This window comes from Ancylobacter polymorphus (genome assembly GCF_022836935.1).
GTDB classification, from domain to species: domain Bacteria; phylum Pseudomonadota; class Alphaproteobacteria; order Rhizobiales; family Xanthobacteraceae; genus Ancylobacter; species Ancylobacter polymorphus_A.
This window is the reverse complement of record NZ_CP083239.1, coordinates 3,596,687-3,622,162: the sequence shown is the minus strand read 5'-3', so window position 1 is coordinate 3,622,162 and position 25,476 is coordinate 3,596,687. Positions and strand designations below refer to the sequence as shown.

28 protein-coding genes and 1 tRNA gene are annotated in these 25,476 nt (G+C 68.6%); 15 read left to right on the top strand and 14 right to left on the bottom strand.

Annotated elements, in window-relative coordinates; translation table 11 throughout:
- Positions 1-114: 114 nt before the first annotated feature.
- A complete protein-coding gene (locus K9D25_RS17340) occupies positions 115-1,593 on the top strand; it encodes an MDR family MFS transporter (RefSeq protein ID WP_244376870.1) in 1,479 nt (492 codons plus the stop codon).
- Positions 1,594-1,705: 112 nt separating this feature from the next.
- On the opposite strand, the gene topA is transcribed toward K9D25_RS17340, so the two are convergent.
- Positions 1,706-4,381: a type I DNA topoisomerase gene (gene topA / locus K9D25_RS17335; RefSeq protein ID WP_244376869.1), complete on the bottom strand. Its 2,676-nt coding sequence runs from the start codon at positions 4,379-4,381 to the stop codon at positions 1,706-1,708.
- A 275-nt stretch (positions 4,382-4,656) separates the two neighbouring features.
- On the opposite strand from topA, the gene K9D25_RS17330 reads away from it, so the two are divergent.
- Positions 4,657-4,875 (top strand): hypothetical protein, encoded by a 219-nt coding sequence (locus K9D25_RS17330; protein WP_244376868.1) that lies wholly within the window; start codon positions 4,657-4,659, stop codon positions 4,873-4,875.
- A 28-nt stretch (positions 4,876-4,903) separates the two neighbouring features.
- On the opposite strand, the gene dprA is transcribed toward K9D25_RS17330, so the two are convergent.
- The 6 genes from dprA to ruvX all read right to left on the bottom strand — a co-directional run bounded on the left by dprA (position 4,904) and on the right by ruvX (position 10,448).
- Complete coding sequence (dprA, locus tag K9D25_RS17325) at positions 4,904-6,013, bottom strand: DNA-processing protein DprA (protein ID WP_244376867.1); 1,110 nt, start codon at positions 6,011-6,013, stop codon at positions 4,904-4,906.
- Between the two features lie 3 nt (positions 6,014-6,016).
- Entirely contained in the window at positions 6,017-6,622 is a 606-nt protein-coding gene (plsY, locus tag K9D25_RS17320) for a glycerol-3-phosphate 1-O-acyltransferase PlsY (protein ID WP_244376866.1), read from the bottom strand.
- Between the two features lie 63 nt (positions 6,623-6,685).
- Complete coding sequence (locus tag K9D25_RS17315) at positions 6,686-7,981, bottom strand: dihydroorotase (RefSeq protein WP_244376865.1); 1,296 nt, start codon at positions 7,979-7,981, stop codon at positions 6,686-6,688.
- A complete protein-coding gene (locus K9D25_RS17310; RefSeq protein WP_244376864.1) occupies positions 7,974-8,927 on the bottom strand; it encodes an aspartate carbamoyltransferase catalytic subunit in 954 nt (317 codons plus the stop codon). The genes K9D25_RS17315 and K9D25_RS17310 overlap by 8 nt, the downstream gene beginning before the upstream one ends.
- An 82-nt stretch (positions 8,928-9,009) precedes the next feature.
- Positions 9,010-9,942: an AEC family transporter gene (locus tag K9D25_RS17305; RefSeq protein WP_244376863.1), complete on the bottom strand. Its 933-nt coding sequence runs from the start codon at positions 9,940-9,942 to the stop codon at positions 9,010-9,012.
- Positions 9,943-9,965: 23 nt separating this feature from the next.
- Positions 9,966-10,448 (bottom strand): Holliday junction resolvase RuvX, encoded by a 483-nt coding sequence (gene ruvX, locus K9D25_RS17300; protein WP_244376862.1) that lies wholly within the window; start codon positions 10,446-10,448, stop codon positions 9,966-9,968.
- 116 nt (positions 10,449-10,564) lie between these two features.
- Between ruvX and K9D25_RS17295 the strand changes: the two genes are divergently transcribed.
- Complete coding sequence (locus K9D25_RS17295) at positions 10,565-11,269, top strand: metal-dependent hydrolase (protein WP_244376861.1); 705 nt, start codon at positions 10,565-10,567, stop codon at positions 11,267-11,269.
- 7 nt (positions 11,270-11,276) lie between these two features.
- Here K9D25_RS17295 and K9D25_RS17290 read toward each other — a convergent pair whose 3' ends face one another.
- Positions 11,277-12,200 (bottom strand): MarR family transcriptional regulator, encoded by a 924-nt coding sequence (locus tag K9D25_RS17290; RefSeq protein WP_244376860.1) that lies wholly within the window; start codon positions 12,198-12,200, stop codon positions 11,277-11,279.
- Between the two features lie 112 nt (positions 12,201-12,312).
- Here K9D25_RS17290 and K9D25_RS17285 point away from each other — a divergent pair, with 112 nt between their 5' ends.
- From K9D25_RS17285 to K9D25_RS17265, 5 genes are all read left to right on the top strand, one after another.
- Positions 12,313-12,639, top strand: a complete 327-nt coding sequence (locus K9D25_RS17285; protein WP_244376859.1) for a hypothetical protein — start codon at positions 12,313-12,315, stop codon at positions 12,637-12,639.
- Between the two features lie 25 nt (positions 12,640-12,664).
- On the top strand, positions 12,665-12,967 hold the full coding sequence (locus K9D25_RS17280) for a hypothetical protein (protein ID WP_244376858.1): 303 nt from the start codon (positions 12,665-12,667) through the stop codon (positions 12,965-12,967).
- Positions 12,968-13,147: 180 nt separating this feature from the next.
- The gene (gene gatC / locus K9D25_RS17275) at positions 13,148-13,435 is read left to right on the top strand and encodes an Asp-tRNA(Asn)/Glu-tRNA(Gln) amidotransferase subunit GatC (RefSeq protein ID WP_244376857.1); all 288 of its coding nucleotides are present in this window, start codon (positions 13,148-13,150) and stop codon (positions 13,433-13,435) included.
- A gap of 5 nt (positions 13,436-13,440) precedes the next feature.
- Positions 13,441-14,922: an Asp-tRNA(Asn)/Glu-tRNA(Gln) amidotransferase subunit GatA gene (gene gatA / locus K9D25_RS17270; protein ID WP_244376856.1), complete on the top strand. Its 1,482-nt coding sequence runs from the start codon at positions 13,441-13,443 to the stop codon at positions 14,920-14,922.
- Positions 14,923-14,925: 3 nt separating this feature from the next.
- Complete coding sequence (locus tag K9D25_RS17265) at positions 14,926-15,219, top strand: chorismate mutase (RefSeq protein ID WP_244376855.1); 294 nt, start codon at positions 14,926-14,928, stop codon at positions 15,217-15,219.
- A 49-nt stretch (positions 15,220-15,268) separates the two neighbouring features.
- Here K9D25_RS17265 and K9D25_RS17260 read toward each other — a convergent pair whose 3' ends face one another.
- From K9D25_RS17260 to K9D25_RS17250, 3 genes are all read right to left on the bottom strand, one after another.
- Positions 15,269-16,411, bottom strand: coding sequence for a glycosyltransferase family 2 protein (locus K9D25_RS17260; protein WP_244376854.1), 1,143 nt, complete (start codon positions 16,409-16,411; stop codon positions 15,269-15,271).
- Positions 16,412-16,497: 86 nt separating this feature from the next.
- Entirely contained in the window at positions 16,498-16,758 is a 261-nt protein-coding gene (locus tag K9D25_RS17255) for a DUF6455 family protein (RefSeq protein ID WP_244376853.1), read from the bottom strand.
- A gap of 108 nt (positions 16,759-16,866) precedes the next feature.
- Entirely contained in the window at positions 16,867-18,561 is a 1,695-nt protein-coding gene (locus tag K9D25_RS17250) for an L-lactate permease (protein ID WP_244376852.1), read from the bottom strand.
- 420 nt (positions 18,562-18,981) lie between these two features.
- Between K9D25_RS17250 and gatB the strand changes: the two genes are divergently transcribed.
- Together gatB and K9D25_RS17240 are read left to right on the top strand one after the other, a co-directional pair.
- Positions 18,982-20,457, top strand: coding sequence for an Asp-tRNA(Asn)/Glu-tRNA(Gln) amidotransferase subunit GatB (gatB, locus tag K9D25_RS17245; protein ID WP_244376851.1), 1,476 nt, complete (start codon positions 18,982-18,984; stop codon positions 20,455-20,457).
- Positions 20,454-20,951, top strand: coding sequence for a GNAT family N-acetyltransferase (locus K9D25_RS17240; RefSeq protein ID WP_244376850.1), 498 nt, complete (start codon positions 20,454-20,456; stop codon positions 20,949-20,951). Before gatB ends, K9D25_RS17240 begins: the two co-directional genes overlap by 4 nt.
- Positions 20,952-20,963: 12 nt before the next feature.
- Here the strand turns inward: K9D25_RS17240 and K9D25_RS17235 are convergent, their stop codons facing one another.
- Complete coding sequence (locus K9D25_RS17235; RefSeq protein WP_244376849.1) at positions 20,964-21,695, bottom strand: hypothetical protein; 732 nt, start codon at positions 21,693-21,695, stop codon at positions 20,964-20,966.
- Positions 21,696-21,890: 195 nt separating this feature from the next.
- Between K9D25_RS17235 and K9D25_RS17230 the strand changes: the two genes are divergently transcribed.
- Positions 21,891-22,604, top strand: coding sequence for a glutathione S-transferase N-terminal domain-containing protein (locus K9D25_RS17230; protein WP_244376848.1), 714 nt, complete (start codon positions 21,891-21,893; stop codon positions 22,602-22,604).
- Between the two features lie 221 nt (positions 22,605-22,825).
- A tRNA-Ser gene (locus tag K9D25_RS17225) sits at positions 22,826-22,917 on the top strand.
- A 204-nt stretch (positions 22,918-23,121) separates the two neighbouring features.
- Here the strand turns inward: K9D25_RS17225 and K9D25_RS17220 are convergent.
- A complete protein-coding gene (locus K9D25_RS17220; protein ID WP_244376847.1) occupies positions 23,122-23,373 on the bottom strand; it encodes a hypothetical protein in 252 nt (83 codons plus the stop codon).
- Entirely contained in the window at positions 23,370-23,693 is a 324-nt protein-coding gene (locus K9D25_RS17215) for a hypothetical protein (protein ID WP_244376846.1), read from the bottom strand. The genes K9D25_RS17220 and K9D25_RS17215 overlap by 4 nt, the downstream gene beginning before the upstream one ends.
- 383 nt (positions 23,694-24,076) lie before the next feature.
- On the opposite strand from K9D25_RS17215, the gene K9D25_RS17210 reads away from it, so the two are divergent.
- The 3 genes from K9D25_RS17210 (at position 24,077) to K9D25_RS17200 (ending at position 25,466) form a co-directional block, all read left to right on the top strand.
- Positions 24,077-24,238, top strand: a complete 162-nt coding sequence (locus tag K9D25_RS17210; RefSeq protein ID WP_244376680.1) for a hypothetical protein — start codon at positions 24,077-24,079, stop codon at positions 24,236-24,238.
- A 397-nt stretch (positions 24,239-24,635) separates the two neighbouring features.
- Complete coding sequence (locus K9D25_RS17205; protein ID WP_244376679.1) at positions 24,636-24,947, top strand: hypothetical protein; 312 nt, start codon at positions 24,636-24,638, stop codon at positions 24,945-24,947.
- Between the two features lie 312 nt (positions 24,948-25,259).
- Positions 25,260-25,466 (top strand): hypothetical protein, encoded by a 207-nt coding sequence (locus tag K9D25_RS17200; protein WP_244376678.1) that lies wholly within the window; start codon positions 25,260-25,262, stop codon positions 25,464-25,466.
- Positions 25,467-25,476: the final 10 nt, after the last annotated feature.

Sequence of the window (25,476 nt, the reverse complement as noted above, 5' to 3'; positions counted from 1 at the left end):
CGCGCCAACCGTCTGACGTTGCGGCAGCGCCGGCCGTTCGCTTGCAATTGACCGCCAACAGGCGGAATTTGCCGCGCTTTCGCGGCGCGTTGGCGCCGAGCTGGATTCGTACTCATGGATGCCCGCACGCCGGAGGCGACCGACGCGTCGCTGTCCCATAGCGAGATTCGCGTCATCGTCACCGGCGTGATGGTGGCGATGTTCCTCAGCGCGCTCGACCAGACCATCATCGCCACCGCCCTGCCGACCATTGGCGGCAGCTTCGGCGATCTGGAAAACCTGACCTGGGTGGTGACGGCCTATCTGCTCACCGGCACGGCGATCACGCCGCTGGTGGGCAAGTTCGCCGATATTCACGGGCCGCGCCCGGTGCTGCTGGCGTCCATCGGCACCTTCCTCATCGGCTCGGTGCTGTGCGCGACGGCCCAGAACATGCCGTGGCTGATCGTGGCGCGCGCCGTGCAGGGGCTGGGCGGCGGCGGGCTGATCGCGCTGGCGCAGACCATCATCGGCCTGCTCATCGCGCCCCGCGAACGCGGGCGCTACCAGGGCTATTTCGCCATCGTCTTCATCACGTCCAGCATTGCCGGGCCGATCCTCGGCGGCTTCTTCGCCGAGCATCTGCACTGGTCGCTGATCTTCTGGATCAACGTGCCGCTCGGCCTCATCGCGGCGCTGATGAGCGACCGCTCGCTGCGGCGCCTGCCGGCGCATCATCACCCGCACCGGCTCGATATTCTCGGCGCCTTCCTCATGTGCGCCGGCACGGTGGCGCTGCTGATGGCGCTGAGCTGGGGCGGCACCGAATTCCGCTGGTTCTCATTTCCCATATTGGGCCTGCTAGCGCTGGCGGTGCTGCTATGGGTCGGTTTCGCCCTGAGGGTCGCCACCGCGACCGAGCCGCTGGTGCCGATTGCCGTGCTGTCCAACAAGGTGGTGCGCACGGGCGTGCCCGCCGCCGCCTTCGCCATGGGCACGCTGGTGGGCCTGTCGATCCAGATGCCGCTCTATCTCGAAGGGGTGATGGGGCTCACCGCCTCGGAATCCGGGCTGGCGCTGATACCGCTCATGGCGGGCGTGGTGGTGGGGGCGACCGGCGCCGGGCGGGTGATGGGCCATATCGCCCATTACAAGCGCCTGCCGATCCTCGGCCTGCTCGCCAGCATCGCCGCGCTCGGCGCGCTGGCGCTGTGGCCGCTCGGCCTGCCGATCGCGGTGGTCGGGGTGGCCATGGGCATTGCCGGCATGGGGCTCGGCACCGTGCTGCCGGTGACCACGGTGGCGGTGCAGAACGCCGTGCCGCTGCCGCAGATGGGCACCGCGACCGGGGTGGTGAACCTGTTCCGCTCTCTCGGCGCGGCGGTGCTCACCGCCGGCTTCGGCGCCATCGTCATCGGCCTGTCGGGCATCGAGAGCAGCGCGCTGCTGGAGCGGCTGCTCGAAGGGCGGGCGCAGGTGGCGCCGCTCGCCGGCGCCTTCCGCTGGGTGTTCGTGGCGGCGGCCGGCGCGCTGGGCGTGTCGCTGCTCGCCATGCTGGCGATGGAGGAGCGCCCGCTGCGCTCCGGCCATCCCCCCGCGCCGCTGCCGGAATAGCGCGTTTTCGAGCGAAGTGGATACCGGTTCGCGTGAAGAAAACGCGACAAAACAAAGACTTAGATCATTTCACTGTCTCCGTCAAACAGTGAAATGATCTAGGCGCCGGCGCTCAGCCGGCTGCCGTCTTCTTCGCCGCCGCCTTCTTGGCGGGCGCCTTTTTCGCTGCCGGCTTCTTGGCCACCGGATCTTTGGCGGTGGCCGCCTTCTTCGCCTGTGCCTTCTCGGCGGCGGGTTTCGCCGCCGCGCGGCGCGCGGGCTTCGCCGGAGCGGAGCCGGCCTTGGCGGTGATGAGTTCCACCGCCTGTTCCAGCGTTACCGCTTCCGGGTCCATGTCCTTGGGCAGGGTGGCGTTCACCTTGCCATGGTTGACATAGGCGCCGAAGCGGCCGGGCCGCACGGTGATCGCCCCGCCAAGCGTGGGATGTTCGCCGAGCTCGCGCCCGCCGACCGCGCCGCGCCGGCCGGGGCCCTTGCTCTGCTTGTCGGCGATCAGCGCCACCGCCCGGTTGAGGCCGATGGCGAGAATGTCGTCGCCCGGCTCGATATTGGCGTAGGTCTTGCCGGTCTGGACATAGGGCCCGAACCGGCCGATGCCGGCGAGGATCGGCTCGCCGGTCTCGGGATGCAGGCCGATTTCGCGCGGCAGGGAGAGCAGCGCCAGCGCGGTGTCGAGATCGACATCGGCGGGCGCGAGGCCCTTGGGCAGGCTGGAACGCTTGGGCTTCTCGCCGTCCTTGCCCTCGCCGAGCTGGAGATAGGTGCCGAAGCGCCCGGCGCGGATGGTCACTTCCAGCCCCGTCACCGGATCGGTGCCGAGCACGCGGGTGCCGTTGGCGTCACCGCCATTGGCCTCGTCCGCGCCCTGTGCCGCCAGCGGGCGGGTGTATTTGCACTCGGGATAGTTCGAGCAGCCGATGAAGGCGCCGAACTTGCCGACCTTCAGCGACAGCCGGCCGGTGCCGCAGGTCGGGCAGATGCGCGGGTCCGAACCGTCTTCCTTGGGCGGGAAGATGTGCGCGGTGAGCATGCCGTCGAGCGCGGAAATGACATCGGAGACGCGCAGCTCCTTGGTCTCGCCGACGGCGGCCATGAAGTCGCGCCAGAAATCGCGCAGCACGTCCTTCCACTGCAGCTCGCCATTGGAGATGCGGTCGAGCTTCTCTTCGAGGTCGGCGGTGAAGTCGTATTCGACATAGCGGTCGAAGAAGCTCTCGAGGAAGGCGGTGACGAGACGGCCCTTGTCCTCGGGCACCAGACGGCGCTTGTCGAGCTTCACATATTCGCGGTCGCGCAGCACGGCGAGCACGGAGGCATAGGTGGAGGGCCGGCCGATGCCGAGCTCTTCCATGCGCTTGACCAGCGACGCCTCGGAATAGCGCGGCGGCGGCTCGGTGAAGTGCTGGTCCGCCTTGATGCCCTTGCTGGCGAGCGCCTCGCCCGCCGCCATGGAGGGCAGGCGGCGGCTCTCCTCGTCGTCCTCGTCGTCGTCGCTGCCCTCGCGGTAGAGGGTGAGGAAGCCGTCGAACTTGATGACCGTGCCGGTGGCGCGCAGTTCCAGCGCCCGGCCGCCCGCCTTCGCGTCGATATCGACCGTGGTGCGTTCCAGCTCGGCCGATTCCATCTGGCTGGCGATGGTGCGCAGCCAGATCAGCTCATAGAGCTTGGCCTGATCGGGCTCGAGCTGGCGGATCACGTCCTTCGGCCGGCGCGACAGATCGGTCGGGCGGATCGCCTCATGCGCTTCCTGCGCGTTCTTCGCCTTGGCGGTGTATTTGCGTGGGGCGGAGGGCACGTAGCGCTCGCCATAGTCGCGGGCGATGACGGAGCGGGCACCGGCGACCGCTTCCGGCGCCATGTCGACGCCGTCGGTCCGCATATAGGTGATGAGGCCGACGGTCTCGCCGCCGACATCGACGCCCTCATAGAGCCGCTGCGCGATGCGCATCGTGATGGCCGGGGCGAAGCCGAGCTTGCGGCTCGCCTCCTGCTGCAGCGTGGAGGTGGTGAAAGGCGGGGAGGGGTTGCGGCGGGCGGGCTTGGCCTCGACCGAGCGCACCTTGAAATCCGCCTTTTCCAGCGCGGCGCGGAAATCGGCCGCCTCCGCCTCGGTGCCGACATCCAGCCGGGTGATCTTCTTGCCGTCGGCGCCGACGAGCCGGGCCTCGAAGGTCTCCTGCCGGGGCGTCGCCAGCTGGGCGGCGATGGACCAGTATTCGCGCTTGACGAAGGTTTCGATCTCGCGCTCGCGGTCGCAGACGAGGCGCAGCGCCACCGACTGCACGCGCCCGGCCGAGCGGGCGCCGGGCAGCTTGCGCCACAGCACGGGCGAGAGGGTGAAGCCGACGAGATAATCGAGCGCGCGGCGGGCGAGATAGGCATCCACCAGTGCGGCGTCGATGACGCGCGGATGCTGCATCGCCTCCAGCACCGCCTGCTTGGTGATGGCGTTGAAGACGACGCGCGAGACCGGCTGCGCCTTCAGCGCGCGCTTTTCCTTCAGCACTTCCAGCACGTGCCAGGAAATCGCCTCGCCTTCGCGATCCGGGTCGGTGGCGAGAATGAGGCCGTCCGCCTCCTTCACCGCACGGGCGATATCGGACAATCGCTTCTGCGCCTTGGGATCGACATCCCACAGCATGCGGAAATCGTCGTCGGGATTGACCGACCCATCCTTGGCCGGAAGGTCGCGTACGTGCCCATACGAGGCGAAAACCTCGTAGCCCGAGCCGAGATATTTGTTGATCGTCTTCGCCTTGGCAGGCGATTCGACGATGACGACCTGCATGTGCGCGCCACGTCCTTTGAAGGGTCCAGCCCCGAGAGGCCGGGAAAATGGGGTAGAGGCCCCGGTGTGTCAAATGCCAAGCACGCGCCGTGCCGCAGACGGATGCGCGGGGCAGGGTTTCGCAGCTGTTCCAGCGCACCCGTCGCCGCCGTGGCAGCGCTTTCGCGCTCTGCTCGGTAAGGTTGTGTAATATTCATGAATGCACGCAATTGGCGTGACAAGTCGCGGCGCTGTGGTACGCTGTTCCGTGCCGCTATCAGCCACGGGCGCCTGACGTGACCGACAATGATCCTGCGCATAGGACGGTGAGGGAAGCGGCGGAGTACATCGCCGCCCTCTCACGGGAACTGGCGACCCTCGCCGCCCGCAACAAGCTGGACATGCTGTCTTATCTGCTTGAGATGGCCTATGCCGAGGCCCGTGACACGGCCCACCGCGAGACCGAGACGCGCCGGGCGGGACGGCGCGGGGCACCTTCCATCGAGGCGCCCTAAGCCGCGTGGGCGCGAGCCTCGGCCGCGTTCAGACCAGCGAGACGCTGCCGTCGCGGTGGCGTTCCAGCCGGCCCGCCAGCTCCAGCTCCAGCAGCAGGATCTGCACCTCGCTGACCCGGGCGCCCGACAGCGCCACCAGATCGTCCACTGCCAGCGGCGAGGGGCCGAGCAGGTCCATGAGCCGCGACCTCATGTCGTCGCTCGGCTCGGCCGCGTCCATGCCCGGCGTATCTTCCTCCATATCCCGCACGGGCGGCCGGTCGCGCAGCGCGGCGAGCGCTTCCAGCACGTCCTCCGCCCCGGTCACCAGCGCGGCGCCCTGCCGGATCAGCGCATTGGTGCCACCGGCGCGCGGGTCGAGCGGCGAACCCGGCACGGCGAGCACCTCGCGCCCCTGCTCGGCGGCGAGGCGGGCGGTAATCAGCGAGCCGGAGCGCTCCGCCGCCTCCACCACCACGACGCCGAGGGAGAGGCCGGAGACCAGCCGGTTGCGGCGGGGAAAGTCCCGGGCGCGCGGCTCCCAGCCCATCGGCATTTCCGTGAGGATCGCGCCCTCTTCGGCGATGCGCGCCATCAGCGGCTCGTTCTCGCGCGGATAGGGGCGGTCATGCCCGCCGGCGATGACGGCGATGGTGCCGGTCGCAAGGCTCGCCTCATGGGCGGCGGCGTCGATGCCTCGTGCCAGCCCCGAGGCGACGGCCCAGCCGGCGAGGCCGAGGCCGCGCGCCATGCGGGCCGTGATCATCCGGCCGGCGCCGGAAGCGTTGCGCGCCCCGACAATGGCGACGGTGGGCTGCGCCAGCACCTCCGCCCGGCCGCGCAGGGCGAGGAGCGGCGGCGCGTCCTCGATGGTGCGCAGCAGGGCCGGGTATTCCGGCTCGCCCAGCGCGATGAAACGCCCGCCGATCCGCGCCAGCGCCGCCATTTCCGCCTCGGCCTCGGCAATGGACGGCACGCGCGGGGCCAGCAGCCCGCCGCCGCGCCGCGCCAAAGCGGGCAGGGCGTCGAGCGCGGCGGCGGCACCGCCGAAACGGTTGATCAGGCTGCGGAAGGCGCGGGGGCCGACATGCTCGGCCCGGATGAGGCGGAGCCAGTCGCGGCGCTGTTCGGGATCGAGATGAACGCCGCGCCCGCTCACGCGCTACCCCTTTTTGCCGATGCGCCCTTCGGTGCCGTCGAGGAGGCGGCTTATATTGGCCCGGTGCATGAACCACAGCAGGGCGGCGAGAAGGCTCAGCAGCACGCCGACAGGGGTCGAGGCGAGGAAGAACGCCGACAGCGCGGTGGCGACGCTCGCCACCAGCGCGGCGAGCGAGGAATAGCGGGTGACAAACGCCACGGCGAGCCAGGCGGCGGCGAAGACCAGCGCCGCCGGCCAGGCCAGCGCCAGCGTCACGCCGAGAAAGGTGGCGACGCCCTTGCCGCCCTTGAACCCCAGCCAGACCGGGAAGAGATGGCCGAGAAAGGCGCCCAGCGCCGCCGCCAGCGCGGCCTCCGGGCCGAGCCATGCCAGCGCCAGCAGCACGGCCACGGTGCCCTTCAGCGCATCGCCCAGCAGCGTTGCCGCCGCCAGCCCCTTGCGGCCGGTGCGCAGCACATTGGTGGCGCCGATATTGCCGGAGCCGATGCTGCGAATATCCTGCGTGCCGGCCATCCGGGTGAGCAGGAGGCCAAACGGGATCGAGCCGAGGGCGTAACCCAGCAGCAATGCGGCGAGGCTCGACAGAGCGGGCAGGGACGGGTTCATGCCTGCGACCTTACAGACTTCCGGGCGGTTGCACAGAGGGGCGCGGGCGCGCGGGGGCGCCCGTCACACATATTCATAGACCATGCGGCCGGCGACCAGCGTACGCACCACCCGGCCCTCGAAACGCGCCTCGTCGAAGGGCGTGTTGCGGCAGCGCGATTTGAGCGTGAGCGGATCGAGAATCCAGGCGTCGTCCAGCGCGAGCAGGGCGATATCCGCCCGCGCGCCGGGGCGCAGCGTGCCGGCGGGCAGGCCGAGCCGTTCCGCCGGCTTGGTCGACATGGCGCGGATCAGCGTCATCAGATCGAGCCCGCCCGAGGTGACGAGGCGCAGGCCGGCGGCGAGCATGGTCTCCAACCCCACGGCGCCGAAGGCGGCCTCGGAGAAGGGCAGCCGCTTCACTTCCACATCCTGCGGATTGTGGTCGGAGACGATGATGTCGATAAGCCCTTCGGCGACACCCTGCACCAGCGCGAGGCGGTCATCCTCGGCGCGCAGCGGCGGGGTGAGCTTGAAGAAGGTGCGGTAGCCGACCACGTCGCGCTCATTCAGCGTGAGGTGGTTGATCGAGGCCGAGGCGGTGACGTCGATGCCGGCATCCTTGGCCCGGCGCAGCACTTCCAGCGACTCCGCGCAGGTGAGCGAGGCGGCGTGGTAGCGCCCGCCGGTGATGGCGGCGAGGCGCACATCGCGCTCGAACACGATGGTCTCCGCCGCTTTCGACAGGCCGGCGAGGCCGAGGCGCGAGGCGAGTTCGCCTTCATTCATAACGCCTTCGCCGGCGAGGCTCGCATCCTGGGTGTGGTGGACGATCAGCGCGCCGAAATCGCGGCCATAGGTGAGCGCGCGGCGCAGCACTTGCGCCGAGCCGATGGAGCGGGTGCCGTCGGTGAAAGCGACCGCGCCGGCGGCGCCGAGCAGGCCGATCTCCGTCATCTCCCGCCCTTCCAGCCCCTTGGTGAGGGCGGCCATGGGGTGGACATGGACGATGGCGGTGTCGCGCGCCCGGCGCAGGATGAAGTCGACGATGGCGGGATCGTCGATGACCGGATCGGTGTCGGGCTGGCAGATGATGGTGGTGACGCCGCCCGCCGCCGCCGCCTGGCTGGCGGAGGCGAGCGTCTCGCGGTGCTCGGCGCCGGGCTCGCCGATGAAGGCGCGCATGTCGACGAGGCCCGGCACGGCGACCAGCCGGCGGCAGTCGACGATTTCCGTCTCCGGCGGCAGGCCGTCGGCAAGGTTCGGGGCGATGTCCTTGATGACGCCATCGGCGATGAGGATGTCGCCGCGCGTGTCGAGGTCGCGCGAGGGGTCGATCAGGCGCGCCTTGGCGAGCAGGATGGGGCGGGGCTCATGCATTGGGAAGGTTCCGCGACAGCGCGTCCAGCACGGCCATGCGGACGGCGACGCCCATCTCGACCTGCTCGCGGATGAGGGACTGGGCGCCATCGGCCACCGCCGAATCGATCTCGACGCCGCGATTCATCGGGCCGGGATGCATCACCAAAGCGTCCGGCTTGGCATAGCGCAGCTTGGCCTCGTCCAGCCCCCAGAAGTGGAAATACTCTTTGACCGAAGGCACATAGGAGCCGTTCATGCGTTCGCGCTGCAGCCGCAGCATCATCACGATATCCACATCCGCCAGCCCCTCGCGCATGTCGCGATAGACGGTGACGCCGAAGCGCTCGATGTCCTTGGGCAGCAGGGTCGGCGGGGCGATGACCCGCACCTGCGCGCCGAGCGCCTGCAGCAGCAGCATGTTGGAGCGGGCGACGCGCGAATGGGTGATGTCGCCGCAGATGGCGACGGTCAGCCCTTCGATGCGGCCCTTGTTGCGGCGGATGGTGAGCGCGTCGAGCAGCGCCTGGGTCGGGTGCTCATGCGCGCCGTCGCCGGCATTGACCACGGCGCAGTCGACCTTGCGGGCGAGCAGCTCCACCGCGCCGGAGGCGCTGTGGCGGACGATCAGCACGTCCGGGTGCATGGCGTTGAGCGTCGCGGCGGTGTCGATGAGCGTCTCGCCCTTCTTCACCGACGAGGTGGAGACCGACATGTTCATCACATCGGCGCCGAGGCGCTTGCCGGCGATCTCGAACGAGGCCTGCGTGCGGGTCGAGGCCTCGAAGAACAGATTGATCTGGGTGCGCCCGCGCAGGGTCGCCCGTTTCTTCTCCACCTGGCGGTTGAGAAGCACGAACTCTTCGGCAAGATCGAGCAGGCCGACGATCTCCTGGGGAGACAGGCCCTCGATGCCGAGAAGGTGGCGGCGCGGAAGGGTGAAGCTGGCAGTCGGGTTCGATGTCATATCGAAGTCGGCTGGATAGAGGCGGCGGGGGGCGACGGCAAGCGCTTTAGCGCCGCATGGCGCATTTCTTCGCGCCTTTCCCTTAGAGATAAGCGACGGCGGCGATGACCAGCGGCATGGTGACGGCAGCGAGCAGCGTCTGCACGGTGAGGATTTCCGCCAGCAGCGGCGCGTCGCCGCCCATCTGCCGGGCCAGCACATAGCCGTTCGGCGCCGAGGGAACGGCGGTGCTCACCGCGACGACGAGCAGGTCGACCTCTCGCAGGCCGAGCATGAGGCCGATGGCGACGCCGAGGGCGGGCAGCACGGCCAGCTTGACGAGGCAGGTGAAGCCGGTGGCAAGGCGCGGGCGGCGCAGATTCTCCAGCCGCAACCCGGCGCCCACGACCAAAAGGCCGAGCGCCAGCGAGGAGCGGCCGAGAATGTCGCCGAAGGTCATCAGCACCGCCGGTACCGGCAGGTGCAGCGCGTTGATCAGCGCGCCGATGCCGCAGGACCAGATGAAGGGGTTGCGCAGGATCTGCAGAATCAGCGCGCGGTTGCTGGCGGCGCCGTTCTCGCCATGGCGCGCCAGCACGATGACGCTGAGCGTGTTGAGCACGGGAATCATCACCGCCAGCCCGACGGCCGCCACCGCCAGCCCGCGCGGGCCGGCGAGCGACCCGGAAATGGCGAGGACGATATAGGTGTTCCAGCGCAGCGCGCCCTGAAACACCGAGGTGTAGCTGGGTCCCGCAAGGCCGAGCGCCCGGCAGAGCGTGGGGCGGGCCAGCGACAGCACCACGCCGACGATGGCGATGGCGCCGAGCAGGGCGGTGGACACTTCCAGCACCGCCACCTCGCCAAGGTCCGCCCGGGCGATGCTGACGACGAGCAGGGCGGGGAACAGGATGAAATAGGTCAGCCGTTCCAGCGCGATCCAGTGCGAATCCTCGGGCAGCAGCCCGCGCTTGAGCACGGCGCCCAGCGCGATGATGAGGAACACCGGCACCAGCGCGCCGAGGACAGCGGACATGTCGGCCCGGCTCCCTAACCCGTTCAGCCTGGCCCGGCGAGGAAGCGCAGCCGGTCCAGCGCGCCCTGCAGGATGAAGGCGGCGGCCTGCTGGTCCACCACCTCGGCGCGGCGGGCGCGGCTCATATCCATGGCGATCATGTCGCGCTCGACGGCGGCGGTGGACAGCCGCTCGTCCCACAGGATGATCGGCAGCTCGGTGAGCCGGGCGAGGTTGCGGGCAAAGGCGCGGGAGGATTGCGCGCGCGGGCCCTCGCTGCCGTCCATGTTCACCGGTAGGCCGAGCACGATGCCCACCGCCCCCCGCGCGGCGCCGAGCGAGAGAATACGCGCGGCATCGGGGGTGAACTGCTTGCGGGCGATGGTTTCCACCGGGGCGGCGAGGCGCCGGTCGGGATCGGACGAGGCGACGCCGATGGTCTTGGTGCCGAGGTCGAGCCCGATCAGCCCGCCGCGAGGCGGCAGGAGCGGGGCGGCATCGGTGATGGTGAGGATCGGGGCGGCCATGGCGGCATCGCCTAGCATGGCCGCGCGCGCGACGCCATCGGATGGCGCGCCGGGCTTGTGCGGGCGGGTTCCTGCCCTATCTTCCCCGCGCTCCCTGCAATGAAAGAGGCACGGCGATGAAGATCACCTGGTTCGGCCACGCGGCGTTTCGGCTCGATTTCGCCGGTACCTCGGTTCTGATCGACCCTTTCCTGACCGGCAATCCCGCCTTTACAGGCGATTTCGGCGCCGCCATCGCCGGTGTGTCGCATGTGCTGCTGACCCATGGCCATGGCGACCATGTCGGCGACACGGTGGCGATCGCCCGTACCAATGAGGCGACCGTGGTGGCCAATGCCGATCTCGCCAGCTGGCTCGGCCATCAGGGCGTCGCCAAGCTGGAGCCGATGAACACCGGCGGCACCATCCATCAGGACGGCTTCACCGTCTCCATGGTGCGCGCCGACCACTCCTCGGGGATGATGGAGGAAGGGCGCACGGTCTATCTCGGCAATGCCAATGGTCTCATCGTCAAGGCGCCGGGCGAACCCACCGTCTGGCACATGGGCGATACCGACATCTTCTCCGACATGGGCCTCATCGCCGAGCTGCACAAGCCGGATGTGGTGATCGTGCCGATCGGCGACCGCTTCACCATGGGGCCGGAACTCGCCGCCGTGGCGGTGTCGCGCTATCTCGGCGGGCTGACCATTATTCCCGCCCATTACGCCACTTTCGGCCTGCTGGAGCCGGGCGCCGAGCGCTTCGTGTCGCTGGTGGGCGAGGAAGCGACGGTGGTGGTGCCGGACAAGGGCGTGCCGGTCGTCCTCTCGCGGGGCTGAGCCGGCGTCAGGCGGCTTCGCGGGCGTCGAGGGCGGCGATGCCGGCGCGCACCGCCACCATCTGGCGGACCAGCGCGACGGCGATGAAATGCTCCATCGCGTCCATCAGCTTGGGTTCGGGCAGCACGCCCGGACCGCGCGCGCCCTCATCCTCCACCCGCCGCACCAGCCCCAGCCCGGTGGCTTCCTGCACGATGCCGACGACATGCGAGCGGGAGATGCGGAAGGAACGCGCCAGCTGCGAGATCGACAGCGGCGGGCCGTTGAGCCCGGTGCCGAACAGCGCCAGCGCGATCAGCAGCCCGCCATCCCGGTCAGCAAAATGGCCGATGGCGGGAATGTCGAGCGCCGGGCGCCAGCCCGCGCGCAGCGGCTTCAGGAGGGTGCGCACGAACGGCACCAGGAAGACCGGGTCGTCGATATGCTGCAGCCCGCGCTCGCCTTCCTCGGGCATGACGAGGGCGAGCGTCTTGAGCATGGTGCGCCAGCGCTCGCGGTGAATGGCCATCAGCTTCTCGGTGACGACGAGCCGGCGCCGGCGCCCGTCCGCATCCGGGGCGGGGGCGATCATGCCGAACACCCGGAAGGCGGCGAGGATGGCGCTGACGCGGCCGGGGCTGCACAGTTCGAGCGCCACCGCCTCGTTCTTCAGCCGGCCGGTGGTGAGACCGGGCGCGCCGGGCTCCTCGAAATGCATGTCGAGAATCAGCAGCGCCAGAACGAATCGGCCGCGATCATTCAGCAGCCGGGTCAGCAGCACATTGCCGCGATAGGCATCGCTGAGCGAGACCGCCGCCTGGCGCGCGATCCAGGGAAAATCCGGGCGGGCCCTCAGCCGGGCGCGTTCCTGAACCTCGCCGGGCATCAGCGTCGCCCAACGGCAAACGGGGTGATCGACGGAGCGGGTCGTGGCCGAACTGCGCGCAACCATTCTTCTCCTCGTGGGTATTCGGTTCGACCAATAATCGACATTGCGGCAGGGCTCAAATGGACCAATGTACCGTCCGGGTCTCCGGGCGAGATCCTGAACAGGATGTGATCATATGAGCCTCCCCTCTCGCTTCGTTCCGCTCGCGCGGCGCCTTGTGCCGGCTGCCTTCTGCGGCGGGTTGCTGGTCGCTCTCGCCGTGGGCGGTGCCGCCCCGGCCGAGGCTGCCGTCGTCTATTGCACTGGACCGGGCGTTCCGGTCGGGTGCGTGGTTCGTCCGACTCCTTATGCCGCGCCTGCGGCCCGCGCCGCCGTCGCCTGCACGCGCCCCGGCTATCCCGTCGGTTGCACCGCCGGGCCGAATGTCAATGCGCGCGCTGTCGCCCGGCCCGGTCCGGGCGTCAACGTGAATGGCGGCGTCAACCGCGCCGGCGTGCGCTGATTATTAGTGTACCATGGAGACTGTCATGAAGCTTGCGACCTTTGCCCGCGTGGGCGGGCTTTCCACGGCTGGCTTTACCGCACTCGTGCTGCTGGCCGGCGGCGTGGCCCAGGCCGACCAGGCCGCCGGCAATGCCTGCGCCGCCTCTCTCACCGCAGACGGCAAGGCGATCTATTCCGCCGTGATGGCGGCCGGCGACAGCGGTGACCTGCGCACCATCGTCACCGACACCACCAAGTCGCTCGCCATGTCCGGCCAGATCGACCGCGGCAATGCGCGCTCCAACGCGCAGGCGGCGGCGCAGTGCCTGGAGCAGGCGCGCTCCTGACGCCCGGCGTCACAGGCAGGGGCCGGTCGCCGCGCGCGGCCGGCCCTTTGCTTTGGCGGGCGGGCTCGCCCGGCTTCCGAATCCCCGGCCGCGGGAGCGCGAGCGTAGTAGCGCGCGTTGCGGGGCGCGGTGCGTGCCTGCTATAGGGCGCGCATCGGTTTCAGCGGATTGGGAATTCGGATGTCGGTCGATCAGGCGACGGTCCGGCGGGTGGCGCATCTGGCGCGCATCGCCGTGACAGAGGACGAGGTGGCCCACCTCCAGGGCGAGCTCAACGCCATCCTCGCCTTCGTGGAACAGCTCGGCGAAGTCGATACGGACGGCGTCGAGCCGATGACCAGCGTCATTCCCATGACCCTGCCGCTGCGGGCCGACGTGGTGAGCGACGGTTTCTACCCCGAGCGCGTGCTCGCCAACGCCCCGGCGGCCGAAGACGGTTTCTTCGCCGTCCCGAAAGTGGTGGAGTGAGCCCAATGACCGATCTCACCCGCCTTTCCCTCACCGCCGCCCGCGAAGGGCTGGCCGAGGGCCATTTCACCGCCACCGAGCTGACGCAGGCCTATCTCGGCGCCATCGAGGCCGCCGGCGCGCTCAACGCCTATGTGCTGGCGACCCCGGAAAAGGCGCTCGCCATGGCCAAGGCCAGCGATGAACGCTACGCCAAGGGCGAGGCCGGGCCGCTCGACGGCCTGCCGCTCGGGGTGAAGGACAATTACGCGGTGGAGGGCGTGCGCACCACCGCCGGTTCCAACATCCTCAAGCACTTCGTGCCGCCCTACGAATCGACCGTCACCTCGCGCCTGTGGAGCGATGGCGCGGTGCTGCTGGGCAAGCTGAACCAGGACGAGTTCGCCATGGGCTCCTCCACCGAGACGAGCGCCTTCGGCCCGACGGTGAACCCGTGGCGGCGCGCCGGCTCGACGCAGCCTCTCGTGCCCGGCGGCTCCTCCGGCGGCTCGGCGGCGGCGGTGGCGGCGCATCTATGCGCCGGCGCGGCCGGCACGGATACGGGCGGCTCGATCCGCCAGCCGGCGGCGTTCACCGGCACGGTGGGCATCAAGCCGACCTATGGCCGCTGCTCGCGCTGGGGCATCGTCGCCTATGCCTCCTCGCTCGACCAGGCCGGGCCGATCGCCCGCTCGGTGAATGACGCGGCGCTGCTGCTGCGCTCCATGGCCGGCCACGACCCGAAGGATTCGACCAGCGTCGACCGGGCGGTGCCGGACTATGAGGCGGCGGTGGGCGCCTCGGTAAAGGGCAAGCGCATCGGCATTCCGCGCGAATACCGCGTCGACGGCATGTCGCCGGAAATCGTCGCGCTGTGGGACAAGGGCGCCGACATGCTGCGCGCCGCCGGGGCGGAGATCGTCGATATCAGCCTGCCGCACACTAAATACGCGCTGCCCTCCTACTACATCGTCGCGCTGGCGGAGGCCTCCTCCAACCTCGCGCGCTATGACGGCGTGCGCTATGGCGAGCGTGTGCCCGGCCGCGACATTGTCGAGATGTATGAGAAGACCCGCGCCAGCGGCTTCGGCGCGGAAGTGCGCCGCCGCATCATGATCGGCACCTATGTGCTCTCCGCCGGCTATTACGACGCCTATTACCTCAAGGCGCAGAAGGTCCGCACGCTGATCAAGCGCGACTTCGAGACGGTCTTCACGGACGGCATCGACGCCGTGCTGGCGCCGGCCACCCCGTCGCCGGCCTTCGGCATCGGCGAGAAATCCGGCGCCGACCCGGTGGCGATGTATCTGGAAGACGTGTTCACGGTGACGCTGAACATGGCCGGCCTGCCCGGCATCGCCGTGCCGGCGGGGCGCTCGGCCGAAGGGCTGCCGCTCGGCCTGCAGCTGATCGGCCGGCCGTTCGGCGAGGAGACGCTGTTCTCGCTCGGCCAGGTGATCGAGGAGGCCGCCGGCCGCTTCGAGGTCTCCGACCGCTGGTGGGAGTGAGCCATGCCGCGCCTGCCCGCCAATGAGCGCTCGCTGGCGCCGTTCCGCGCCGAGATCGACGCTATCGACGCCGAGATCGTCGAGCTGCTGGCCCGGCGTCTGGAGGTGGTCAAGCACGTCATCGCGGTGAAGAAGGTGGAAGGCCTCGCCGCCTTCCTGCCCGAGCGGGTGGAGGACGTGATCGACAAGGTGAGCGCCCATGCCGAGACCAAGGGCGTGCCGCCCGAGCTGGTGGAAAAGCTTTGGCGGCAGCTGATCGAGTGGGTCATCGCCTATGAGAATGAGCGGCTGGGCTGAGCCCCGCCGCTGACGGCCTTCCGGGCGCACCGCAGGGGCGGCGACGCCTTCAACGCGGAAAGAGGCGGCGCAGCAGCGCCTCGCCACTCATCAGGCGCTTGCGCCAGGACACGGTGAGTCGCCGGCGCAGCAGCGTGACATAGGCCTGTGTGAGATCGGCGGTCGAGTTGCGCAGCCGTGCCAGTTCGGATTCCAGCGTGTTGCGTTCATCCACCAGTGCGCGCAGCGTCGCCACCGACATTTCCCCGCCGGCCGCCGTGGCGGCGCTGACCACCTGATCGCTCAGCGCCGCGCGGTCGATGAGGCTGTCCAGGAGGCCGGCGAGTTCGGCATAGGGCTGCGGCACGGCGAGTTCCGGCCAGACGAGGGTTCCGCGCCGCTCGCTGAACGGGCGGTGGCGGCTCTTCGCCGCCATGTCCGGCGGCAGATAGGCGTCCAGCACCGGCGCATTGGCGCTGACATGAAGGCCCGGCTCCCGCTTCAGCGCGTTGACCGCGGCCACCGCCTGGCTGGCCATATGCGCCTTGTAGTCGCTGCGGCTGCGCCAGCCGACATAATGCTTGAGGCATTTGCTGACGATCTGGTCGGGCGAGCGCACGGCGAAATGGGCGAGTTCGACCCCCGCGAGGCGCTGCACCGGCACGCTGGACCCGCCGAGCAGCAGGGCGTGATTGCCCTCGACATAGGTGAGCGCAGGATCGGCGAACAGCGCCGCCGGGGCGATGGCCTTGAAGATGTGGCCGGCCGGCGGTTCCAGCGCGGTGGTGAGGCGCACCAGCGGGTCGCGGATCGACATGTCGTCGCCGGGCGTCCAGCAATAGAACAGCGCGCCGACCCCGGCCGCGACCCCGTGCGGAACGGCGGAAAGGCTGTTCTCGAAGGACTGCCGGTCGGGCGCGCAGATCAGCTCGTCGGCATCGAGGGGCACGATGAAGTCCCACCCGCCCTGCGCGGCCACCTGATGCAGCAGGGCCGTGGTGCGGCGGCTCTGGTGAAAGCCGCCGGTCCAGCCGTCATCGACCAGGGTGAAGGCGGAGGATTCCGCCGCGAGGCGGCGCAGAATCTCGCTGGTGTTGTCGTTCGAATGGTCGTCGACGACGAACATATGGTCGACGAAGTGCAGGTTGTGGCGCACGAAGCCTTCGATGATGTCGGCTTCGTCCTTCACCAGCGAAATGGACGCAATACGCATTCGTGTCACCTCGGCCAACGGTATGCGGCCGGAGGCGATCCAATAGCAAGGTCACCGCGTGGGGTCGATGGCGCGTGGGGCCGTACTTACTTCGTCTCGGTCCACAGGCTGAACTGCGCGGCGTTGCGGCAGAAGCCAGGAACGGGCTTGGAACTACATTCTATTACCTCTGACTGATTCTCGAACCAGCGGTGGCATTCCTCCGAATCGCGGCAGCCGAGGCAGCGCTGGGCAGCGGCCCGCACCTCTTGCGGCACGGCGGCGGACAGGGCCGCGAGGTCCGCGCCGGCATGGCCGGCCATGGCGCGGAACAGCGCCAGGCGCTCGTCAATCGTATCGACATCCATGGCGTCTCTCCTTGTTGGCGAAGAGAGGCTGCCGGCGCGCGGGGGCGCCGGCCTTGATTTCGCGCAAGGCGCGGGGCCGGAGCCGCTAGGCGGCCCCGGCTTGGGCGATCAGCGCCCGACCAGCGGGTCGGTGAGCCCGACGACATAGAATCCGAGCAGCAGCAGCGTGCCGGCGACGGCGAGATAATACAGCGTCGGCAGGATGGTGATGCGCAGCGTCGCCCCTTCGCGCCCCAACAGGCCGACCGTGGCCGAGGCGGCGACGACATTGTGGATGGCGATCATGTTGCCGGCGGCGGCGCCGACCGACTGGCCCGCCACCATCAGCACCGAGGAGATGCCGAGGCCCTGCGCCACCGAGAACTGGAACTGGCTCAGCATCAGGTTGCTGACCGTGTTCGAGCCGGCGAGGAAGGCGCCGAGCGCGCCGATAGTGGGCGCGAAGAACGGATAGACCGCGCCCACCTGCTCCGACACCCATTCGGCGACCAGCACCGGCATGCTGTCGAGATCATTGGCGTTGACGCCGGAATTGATCATCACCCGCACCATGGGCACGGTGAAGATCAGCACGAAGCCGGCGCCGATCAGCGTGCCGCTGCTCTCGCGCACGGCGGCGCCGAAGCCGGACAGCGACATGCGGTGCAGCACGACGGTGATCAGGCAGATGATGACGAGGAGCCCGCCGGGGGAGAACAGCAGCGGGAAATCGCCATTGATGCCCTGTTCGCCGAGAATGCCGGAGAACGCCACCGTCGCGGATTTCAGCGCGTTGCCGACCGCCGGCACCATGCGGCTCACCACCAGCACCAGCGCCAGCAGCACATAGGGCGCCCAGGCGAGCGCGAGCGGGATGGTGCGCTTGGCGAGGCTGTCGAGGGTGATGTCGAGCTGGCCGAACCATTCCTTCGGCCATTCCGAGGCGGGGGCGAAGTCCCAGGAGGTCTTCGGCACCAGGAAGCCGGCGCGCGCCGCCAGCGTCATGATGGCGAGGCCGATGAGACCGCCGAGGAGAGACGGGAATTCCGCGCCGAGGAAGGTCGCCGCCAGCACATAGGGCACCGTCATGGCGAAGGCGCCGAGCAGCGCGAAGGGCAGGGCGGAGAGGCCTTCGGTCCAGGATTTGTTGCGGCCGAAGAAGCGCGTCATCACCATGATGAGGAACAGCGGCATCAGCGTGCCGCAAATGGCGTGGATGACCGCGACTTCCGTGGTGATGAGGTGGAAGAAGGTCGCCCAGGTCGAGCCCGCCTGCGTCAGCTGCGCGGTGATCGCCGCCTGGTCGAGCCCGGTCTGCACGCCGACGATGAGCGGCGTGCCGACGGCGCCGAAGGACACGGGCGTCGACTGGATCATCATGCCGAACACCACCGCCGCCATGGCGGGGAAGCCGACCGCGACCATCAGCGGCGCCGCGACCGCCGCCGGCGTGCCGAAGCCCGAGGCGCCCTCGATGAAGGAGCCGAACAGCCAGGCGATGAGGATCACCTGCACCCGCCGGTCCGGGCTGATGGAGGTGAAGCCGGCGCGGATGGTGGAGATGGCGCCGGAATGCTTCAGCGTGTTGAGCAGCAGGATGGCGCCGAAGATGATCCACAAGAGGCCGGCGGTCTGCAGCAATCCCTGCAGCGTGGATGCCATGACACGGTTTGCGCTGACGCCCCAGAACAGCAGCGCGATGACCACCGCCATCGCATAGGTGATCGGCATGACGATGCGGGCGGCGATGCGGAACCCGATGAGCAGGACGCCTGCCGAGAGAATCGGCAGAAAGGCAAGGAAGGCGAGCAGACCTGTCGACATCCCGGTGTTTCCTCCTGTGTCTCCCGCCTTTGCCGCCGGGAGTACGGACGGGACGGGGACGTTGTTTGCTGGCGTTGCTCCTCCCGAGAGCGCTGGAACTGGTAAAATATTCTTACCAGTGTCGCATTATGGCCATGAATAAGCGAGACACATCGACGTGTCCTCTTGGTCATTGGTCTAGGAGGGGCGCGAACTTTGCGTCAGGTCGGGGGCGGTTGTCCCGCTCCGGCGCCCGGACGGAAGCGGCGAGGGGAGGCTACCGAGGGCGCGAGCGGCGCTGACGGCGACCGGTGGCAGGCTTCGTTGACTGTGCCTTGCCGGGCGCTGTGCGCGAAACGGTTGTCAGGACCGGCAGGGGCGGGGTAGGGAACGCACACTCCCGCGCTTTCGTGCCCGCGCACGCCAGAACAGGTCCGTCCGATGAACATGCATTCCCGCCCCGCCGACCCGAAGAAGCTGATCAAGGGTGCCACCGGCGACTGGGAGGTGGTGATCGGCATGGAGATCCATGCGCAGGTCACGTCGAACTCCAAGCTGTTCTCGGGCTCCTCCACCGAGTTCGGCGGCGAGCCCAACAGCCATGTGTCGCTGGTCGACGCGGCGATGCCGGGCATGCTGCCGGTCATCAACGCCGAATGCGTGAAGCAGGCGGTGCGTACCGGGCTCGGCCTGAAGGCGCAGATCAACAACCGCTCCGTCTTCGACCGCAAGAACTACTTCTACCCGGACCTGCCGCAGGGCTACCAGATCAGCCAGTACAAGAGCCCCATCGTCGGTGAGGGCGTGGTGCTGGTCGACACCGCCGACGGGCCGATCGAGGTCGGGATCGAGCGCCTGCATCTGGAGCAGGACGCGGGCAAGTCGATCCACGACCAGCACCCGACGATGTCGCTCGTCGATCTCAACCGCTCCGGCGTCGCGCTGATGGAGATCGTCTCCAAGCCGGACCTGCGCTCCGCGGAAGAGGCGAAGGCCTATGTGACCAAGCTGCGCACTATTCTGCGCTATCTCGGCACCTGCGACGGCGACATGGAGAAGGGCTCGCTGCGCGCCGACGTCAACGTTTCCGTGCGCAAGCCGGGCGAGGATTTCGGCACGCGCTGCGAGATCAAGAACGTCAACTCCATCCGCTTCATCGGCCAGGCCATCGAGACCGAGGCGCGCCGGCAGATCGGCATTCTGGAGGATGGCGGCCGCATCGACCAGGAAACCCGCCTGTTCGACCCGAACCGGGGCGAGACGCGCTCCATGCGCTCCAAGGAGGAGGCGCATGACTACCGCTATTTCCCCGACCCGGACCTGCTGCCGCTGGAATTCGACGACGCCTTCGTCGCCGAGCTGAAGGCGCATCTGCCCGAACTCCCCGACGAGAAGAAGGCGCGCTTCGTCGCCGACTATGGCCTCTCCGCCTATGATGCCGACGTGCTCGTCGCCGAGAAGGAGACGGCGGCCTTTTACGAGGAGGTCGCCAAGGGGCGCGACGCCAAGGCGGCGGCGAATTTCGTCATCAACGAGCTGTTCGGCCGGCTGAACAAGGAAGGCAAGGACATCGGCTCTTCGCCGGTTTCCGCCGCGCAGATCGGCGCCATTGTCGACCTGATCGCCGATGGCACCATCTCCGGCAAGATCGCCAAGGACCTGTTCGAGATCGTCTTCACCGAAGGTGGCGACCCGCGCGCCATTGTCGAGGCACGCGGCATGAAGCAGGTCACCGACACCGGCGCCATCGAGGCGGCGGTGGACGCCATCATCGCCGCCAACCCGGACAAGGTGGCCCAGGTGCAGGCCAAGCCGACCATGCTTGGCTGGTTCGTTGGCCAGGTGATGAAGCAGACCGGCGGCAAGGCCAACCCGCAGGCGGTGAACGACCTGCTGAAGGGCAAGCTCGGCATATGAGCGGCGCGGCGCCCGACGCTCCCGAGGCGGGCGCCGTCCGCATCGACGAGGCGACGCGCGCCGACCTGCCTTCCATCGTCTCCATCCTCGCCCGCGAGAAGATGTTTGGCGTGCGCGACAGCGCCGACCCGGCGGACCTGCCGTATTATGAGCGCGCCTTCGCGGAGATCGCCGCCGATCCGCGCGCCACTCTCTATGTGGCGCGGCTGGACGGGCGGGTGGTCGGCACCTTTCAGCTGGTGTTCTTCCGCGCGCTGCTGCGCCACGGCACGCTGCTCGCCCATGCCGAGGCGGTGCAGGTGGACCCGGAGATGCGCGGACGCGGCGTCGGCAGGGCGATGATGGACTTCGCCATCGCCGAGGCCCGGCGCCGGGGCGCGGGCTCGCTGCAACTCGCCTCCAACAAGCGGCGCCTCGACGCGCACCGCTTTTATGAGCGCGCGGGCTTCGAGAAGCGGCTCGACGGCTTCAAGATCGACCTCTCCAACCACTGAGCGCGTCGCGCCTCACGGCAGGCAGCGGGCCATGAACACGTGCCAGGCCTTGGCGCCGGTGAGGTTGTGCCGAGCCTTGTAGGCCTGCCATTCGGCGTTGCAGCGGTTCAGCGCCTCGCGGTCGCTCTCCTGCTGCGGGCGGGTGAGGGCGGGGGCGGGATCGGGCGCCGGTGTCGCCGCCGGGCGCGGTACGGAAGGCACCGAGGTTTTCGGCGGCGGATTGTTCGGAGCGGGGCTGGCCGTGGGCGTGGCTTCCTTCGGCGCGGGCGGCGGTTCCGCCGGCGTGCCGTCCAGCACGCCGGTGCCGGCGAGGCATTCCTGCGCGAATTCGCGATAGGTCTGCTTGCCGGTCTGGTTCTTCGCCTTCATCTCGTTCCACAGATCCGCGCACTGCTTGATCGAGGGCTGGGCGGCGGCGGCCGAGGCGCCGGTGGGCGTGGTGTTGCGCCGGTGCGCCGGCGGGGCAGCGGGCTCGCCCGCGGGCTTCGTCTCGGGCTTGGCCTCGGGGGTCGCCGGCGCCGGGCTCGCGGACGGCGCAGCGCTCGCGGCGTCCTTCAGGCATTGGGCGGAGAACTCGCGAAAACTCTGCGCGCCGGTCTGGCCGGCTTCCTTCAGCGCGTTCCAGCGATCGGCGCAGATTTTTGCCGGCGAGGCCGCTTCCGGCGCCTGCGCCCGCGCGGGGCCGGCGAGCGAGGCGGCCAGAAGGAGTGGGCCGAGCAGGCGGAACAGGACGGCTGGTGTCACGCGCACGGTCTCGCTTGTTGAGGGCGCTCGGCGCCGGGCGGGCCAATCTAGCCGCATCGGCCGGATGAGGCGAGCGCCCGCCGCCGCGCAAGACCGTGCGCTGAGGAAAGGGCGGCCCGGCCGCGCTTGCCAGCGGTTCAGGGCGGCACTAGTTCTGATGTCCTGCGCCCCATGGAGGGCGAAGGGGAGCGCCTCATGTCCCAGCTGCAGACCCGCCCGATTCAGCTCTATTACTGGCCGACGCCGAATGGCTGGAAAATCTCCATCATGCTGGAGGAATGCGGGCTTCCCTATGAGGTGATTCCGGTCAATATCGGCCGTGGCGACCAGTTCAAGCCCGAATTCCTCGCGCTGTCGCCCAACAACAAGATGCCGGCGATTCTCGATCCCGAAGGGCCGGGCGGCGCGCCGCTCTCGGTGTTCGAATCGGGGGCGATCCTGCAATATCTCGGCCGCAAGACCGGGATGTTCTACCCCGCCGACGAGCGCGGCCGGGTGGAGGTGGACCAGTGGCTGTTCTGGCAGATGGCCGGGCTGGGGCCGATGGCGGGGCAGGCGCACCATTTCCGCATCTACGCGCCGGAGAAAATCCCCTACGCCATCGAGCGTTACACCAGGGAAGTGCACCGGCTCTACGGGGTGATGAATGCGCGCCTCGCCGACCGGCCCTTCCTCGCCGGCGACTATTCCATCGCCGACATCGCCTGCATCGGCTGGGCCAAGCTGTGGGAACGGCAGGGGCAGGACATCAAGGAATTCCCGCATTTCGCCGGCTGGCTGGAGCGCGTGCTGGCACGCCCGGCGGTGAAGCGGGGCCTGGCGCTGAACGCCGAGGACCGTACCAAGATCGACTTCGCCACCGACAAGCAGGCGCAGAGCGTGCTGTTCGGCCAGCGCCCGCCCGGCTGAGCGGCGCGCCCGCGTGGCCGCGCGGGCCATGGCCGTGCGCCAAGTCGGTGGACGGGATGCGCAGTCGGCCTCCGCTGGGGCTGCGCGCGCCCCTAACGGGCATTGCCGCGCGCCAAGTCGGTGGATCGGATGCGTATTCGGCCTTGACCGGGGGGCGGTGGAAACCTAGACAGGTCGCCGCTGGAACCCGCGTCGCCGCAAGGCGCCCCGCGTGACCGGCTGGAGACGTGGCCGAGAGGCTGAAGGCACTCGTTTGCTAAATGAGCAGGCCCCCAAAAGGGCCTCGAGGGTTCGAATCCCTCCGTCTCCGCCAAATCCCTTGATTTCATTGAGTTTTTTTTGGATTTTCCGGCTAAAGCCGCACGGTTGTCATAACCGAGCTTTGGCCGAAGAAAGAGAACCCCGCCGCCCTCCGAAAAGGGCGACGGGGATCCAGCCGGACGCTGCTGCTGCGGGTCACGACGCGTCGCTGGCCCGGCCGGTTGGCGATACCTGCTTAGGTGGTGGCGTTGAGCGTTCACGCCGCTTTTGCGCGCGCCGGCCGGTCTCTCAGTCGGGCATCATCAGCAGCGGCGCACACCACGGACTGCACCGCCTCGACCTTCTCCTGGGCGGACTGGATGACGCTGTAGAAGGCTTCGGCTTGGTATCCCTCGAGCGTGCCCGCCATGATATCCAGCGCGCCAAGTAGGCATCGGATCTCGTTCAGGCGGTCGATCGTGCTGGAAGCCGGCACGGCGGCGGTTCTGATGGGGGCGTGGACGTTCATCGGCCATTCCCCCGCTGACGGCCCTCGACATCGGCGGCGCGCAGCGGGCCGTTGTCGTGGAAATGGAACCTCGTGTGATACCCTTCGTGCGGGTACGCGCCGATGGCCAGGCCGCCGGTGTCCCGTCGCAGCATCTTGGCTTCGGTGACGTGGTGGCCTGGATACATCTCAGCGAACACAGCGCGGATCTCCGCCATGGCGGCGTCTATCCGCTGCTGGGGCGATAACGGCGGCGGAAGGGCGAGCGCGGGTGCCGCTATGAGCGCGGGCGCAGCGCCGATGAGGAATGCGCGACGACTGGACGTCTTGTCGATGGTCATGGGGTTGAGGCTCTTCGGTATCGGCTGTTCAAGGCCGCGCCCGGTATCAGACCGGGCAGCCGGGAGTTGAACACCTGCCGAAGAGACAGGCCGTTGCGCTTTTAAGGAATTACCCTCTGGACATGGCGCACCGCTCCCGGCCATTATGGCCAGGTTCGGTCGCCCGCCAAGGCGCCGCATGCGTTCCGCCTCCGCCAAGAGGCTTCGCGCTCAGGCACTCTCCGTCGCCAAACGGGAGTCGCCCTATCTTCGGTCCGGGTGTTCAAGCCCACGGTCAACATCACCCCGATTCTCGAAATGTGCAAGTAGCCCCTCCCTTGGGGCACCCTGTGGTGCGACGCGCCGCGCGGGGGTATCGTGTCTGACCGCACTAAGGGCACGCCATGACCGACGAGAATCACCGGCCCGTCTTCGTCTCGCGCAAGACTGCAGCCGCATTGCTTGAGATCAGCGTCGACACGTTTGACTCGTGGGTGCTGCAGGGTTTCGTCCCGCGCGCGACTATCAATCGGGGCCAGATCACGCTGGCACTGGCCGACCGTTGAGGCGCATCTGGCAGGCCCGCCCAAGCTGGAGGCGGATCCGTTTACGTTGCCGCCAGGGCCGTACATCCGAAAGGACAAGTTCGGCAGGCCTAAGAAGCAGATCGCCCCAAGGAAGAAGCCCGGCGCTCCCGTGGAGGAGTGAGGCGCTGCATCCGGAGACGCGGCATGGCCACAACACCAAAGAGAGTGGACAACTTGTCCACTCTTATGCCGAAGACCAAGCCGCCAAGACCGGCGTTGATGCTCGCACCGTCAGGCGCGACGCAGAGCGCGGCGAGCGGAAGCCGCCCATTCCGCCAGCGCCCGCGCTCGGCAGTAGAACTACTTATATACCAACGTTTTCGGTCCAAAACGGCCCACTGCTCGTAAACCTCTCGCAACCAAAGAGGCAGCGCGCGTGAATAAGTTAGCTCGATACACCATTGCACTGATCGTCATCGGAGCCGGCATCTCCGGCTTGGTATTCTGGCGCATGAACGATCCGGTGACGGCCGCCAAGACGCACTGCGAAAGCCACCTGGAAGAGGCGACGGGGATTGATCACGATCTAGGAGACGACACATCGATGCATGTGACGGGCGACGACAAGAATGGAATCGTCCAAGTCGCGTTCCTTCGCGGCGGCTCCCTGCACATCGCTAAGTGCATCATCGAAGATAGCGAGGTGACTCGCGTGCTGGTGAACGATGTGTCAGCGCCGGGCCCCTAGGCGGTGCGCTATCGCACATGCGAGTTTGAGCATGACGAGACCAAGCGCGCCGAAGTGGACGGCAGCGCTTGGCCCGATGCGGATCGCGACGGCATCGGGCGCGCCCGGAGCGGACAGCCCGCTTCGGGCGCGTGACGGGTTGGGGCTTGACGAAAGGCGGGGAGCTCACCACTATCGTCTCGCCCTAAGCAACATCGTCCTGCATGGACGGTCTGGGGTCCGGCCCCTGCGGCTTCTGACGGCCGCACCAGGTTTGGCAACGCAACGCAACGAATGCGTTTGTCAGTTGATCCAATCCATGGAGGGCTTGCTATGCCTCTTTCCGAATCCGCCATCCGTCGCCGTCTCGCCAAGGCGGGTTACCGCTTGGAGAAGACAGCTTCCCGCCACTGGTCGCGTAGCTGGTACGGGCCGGGCTACATGGTCATTGACGGCACGAACACGGTGCGCCTCGGCGCCTTCCAGCGCCCCTATGACGCCACCCTCGACGACGTGCGGGAGTTTGCCGCCGGCCTGTGACGCTCAGGCG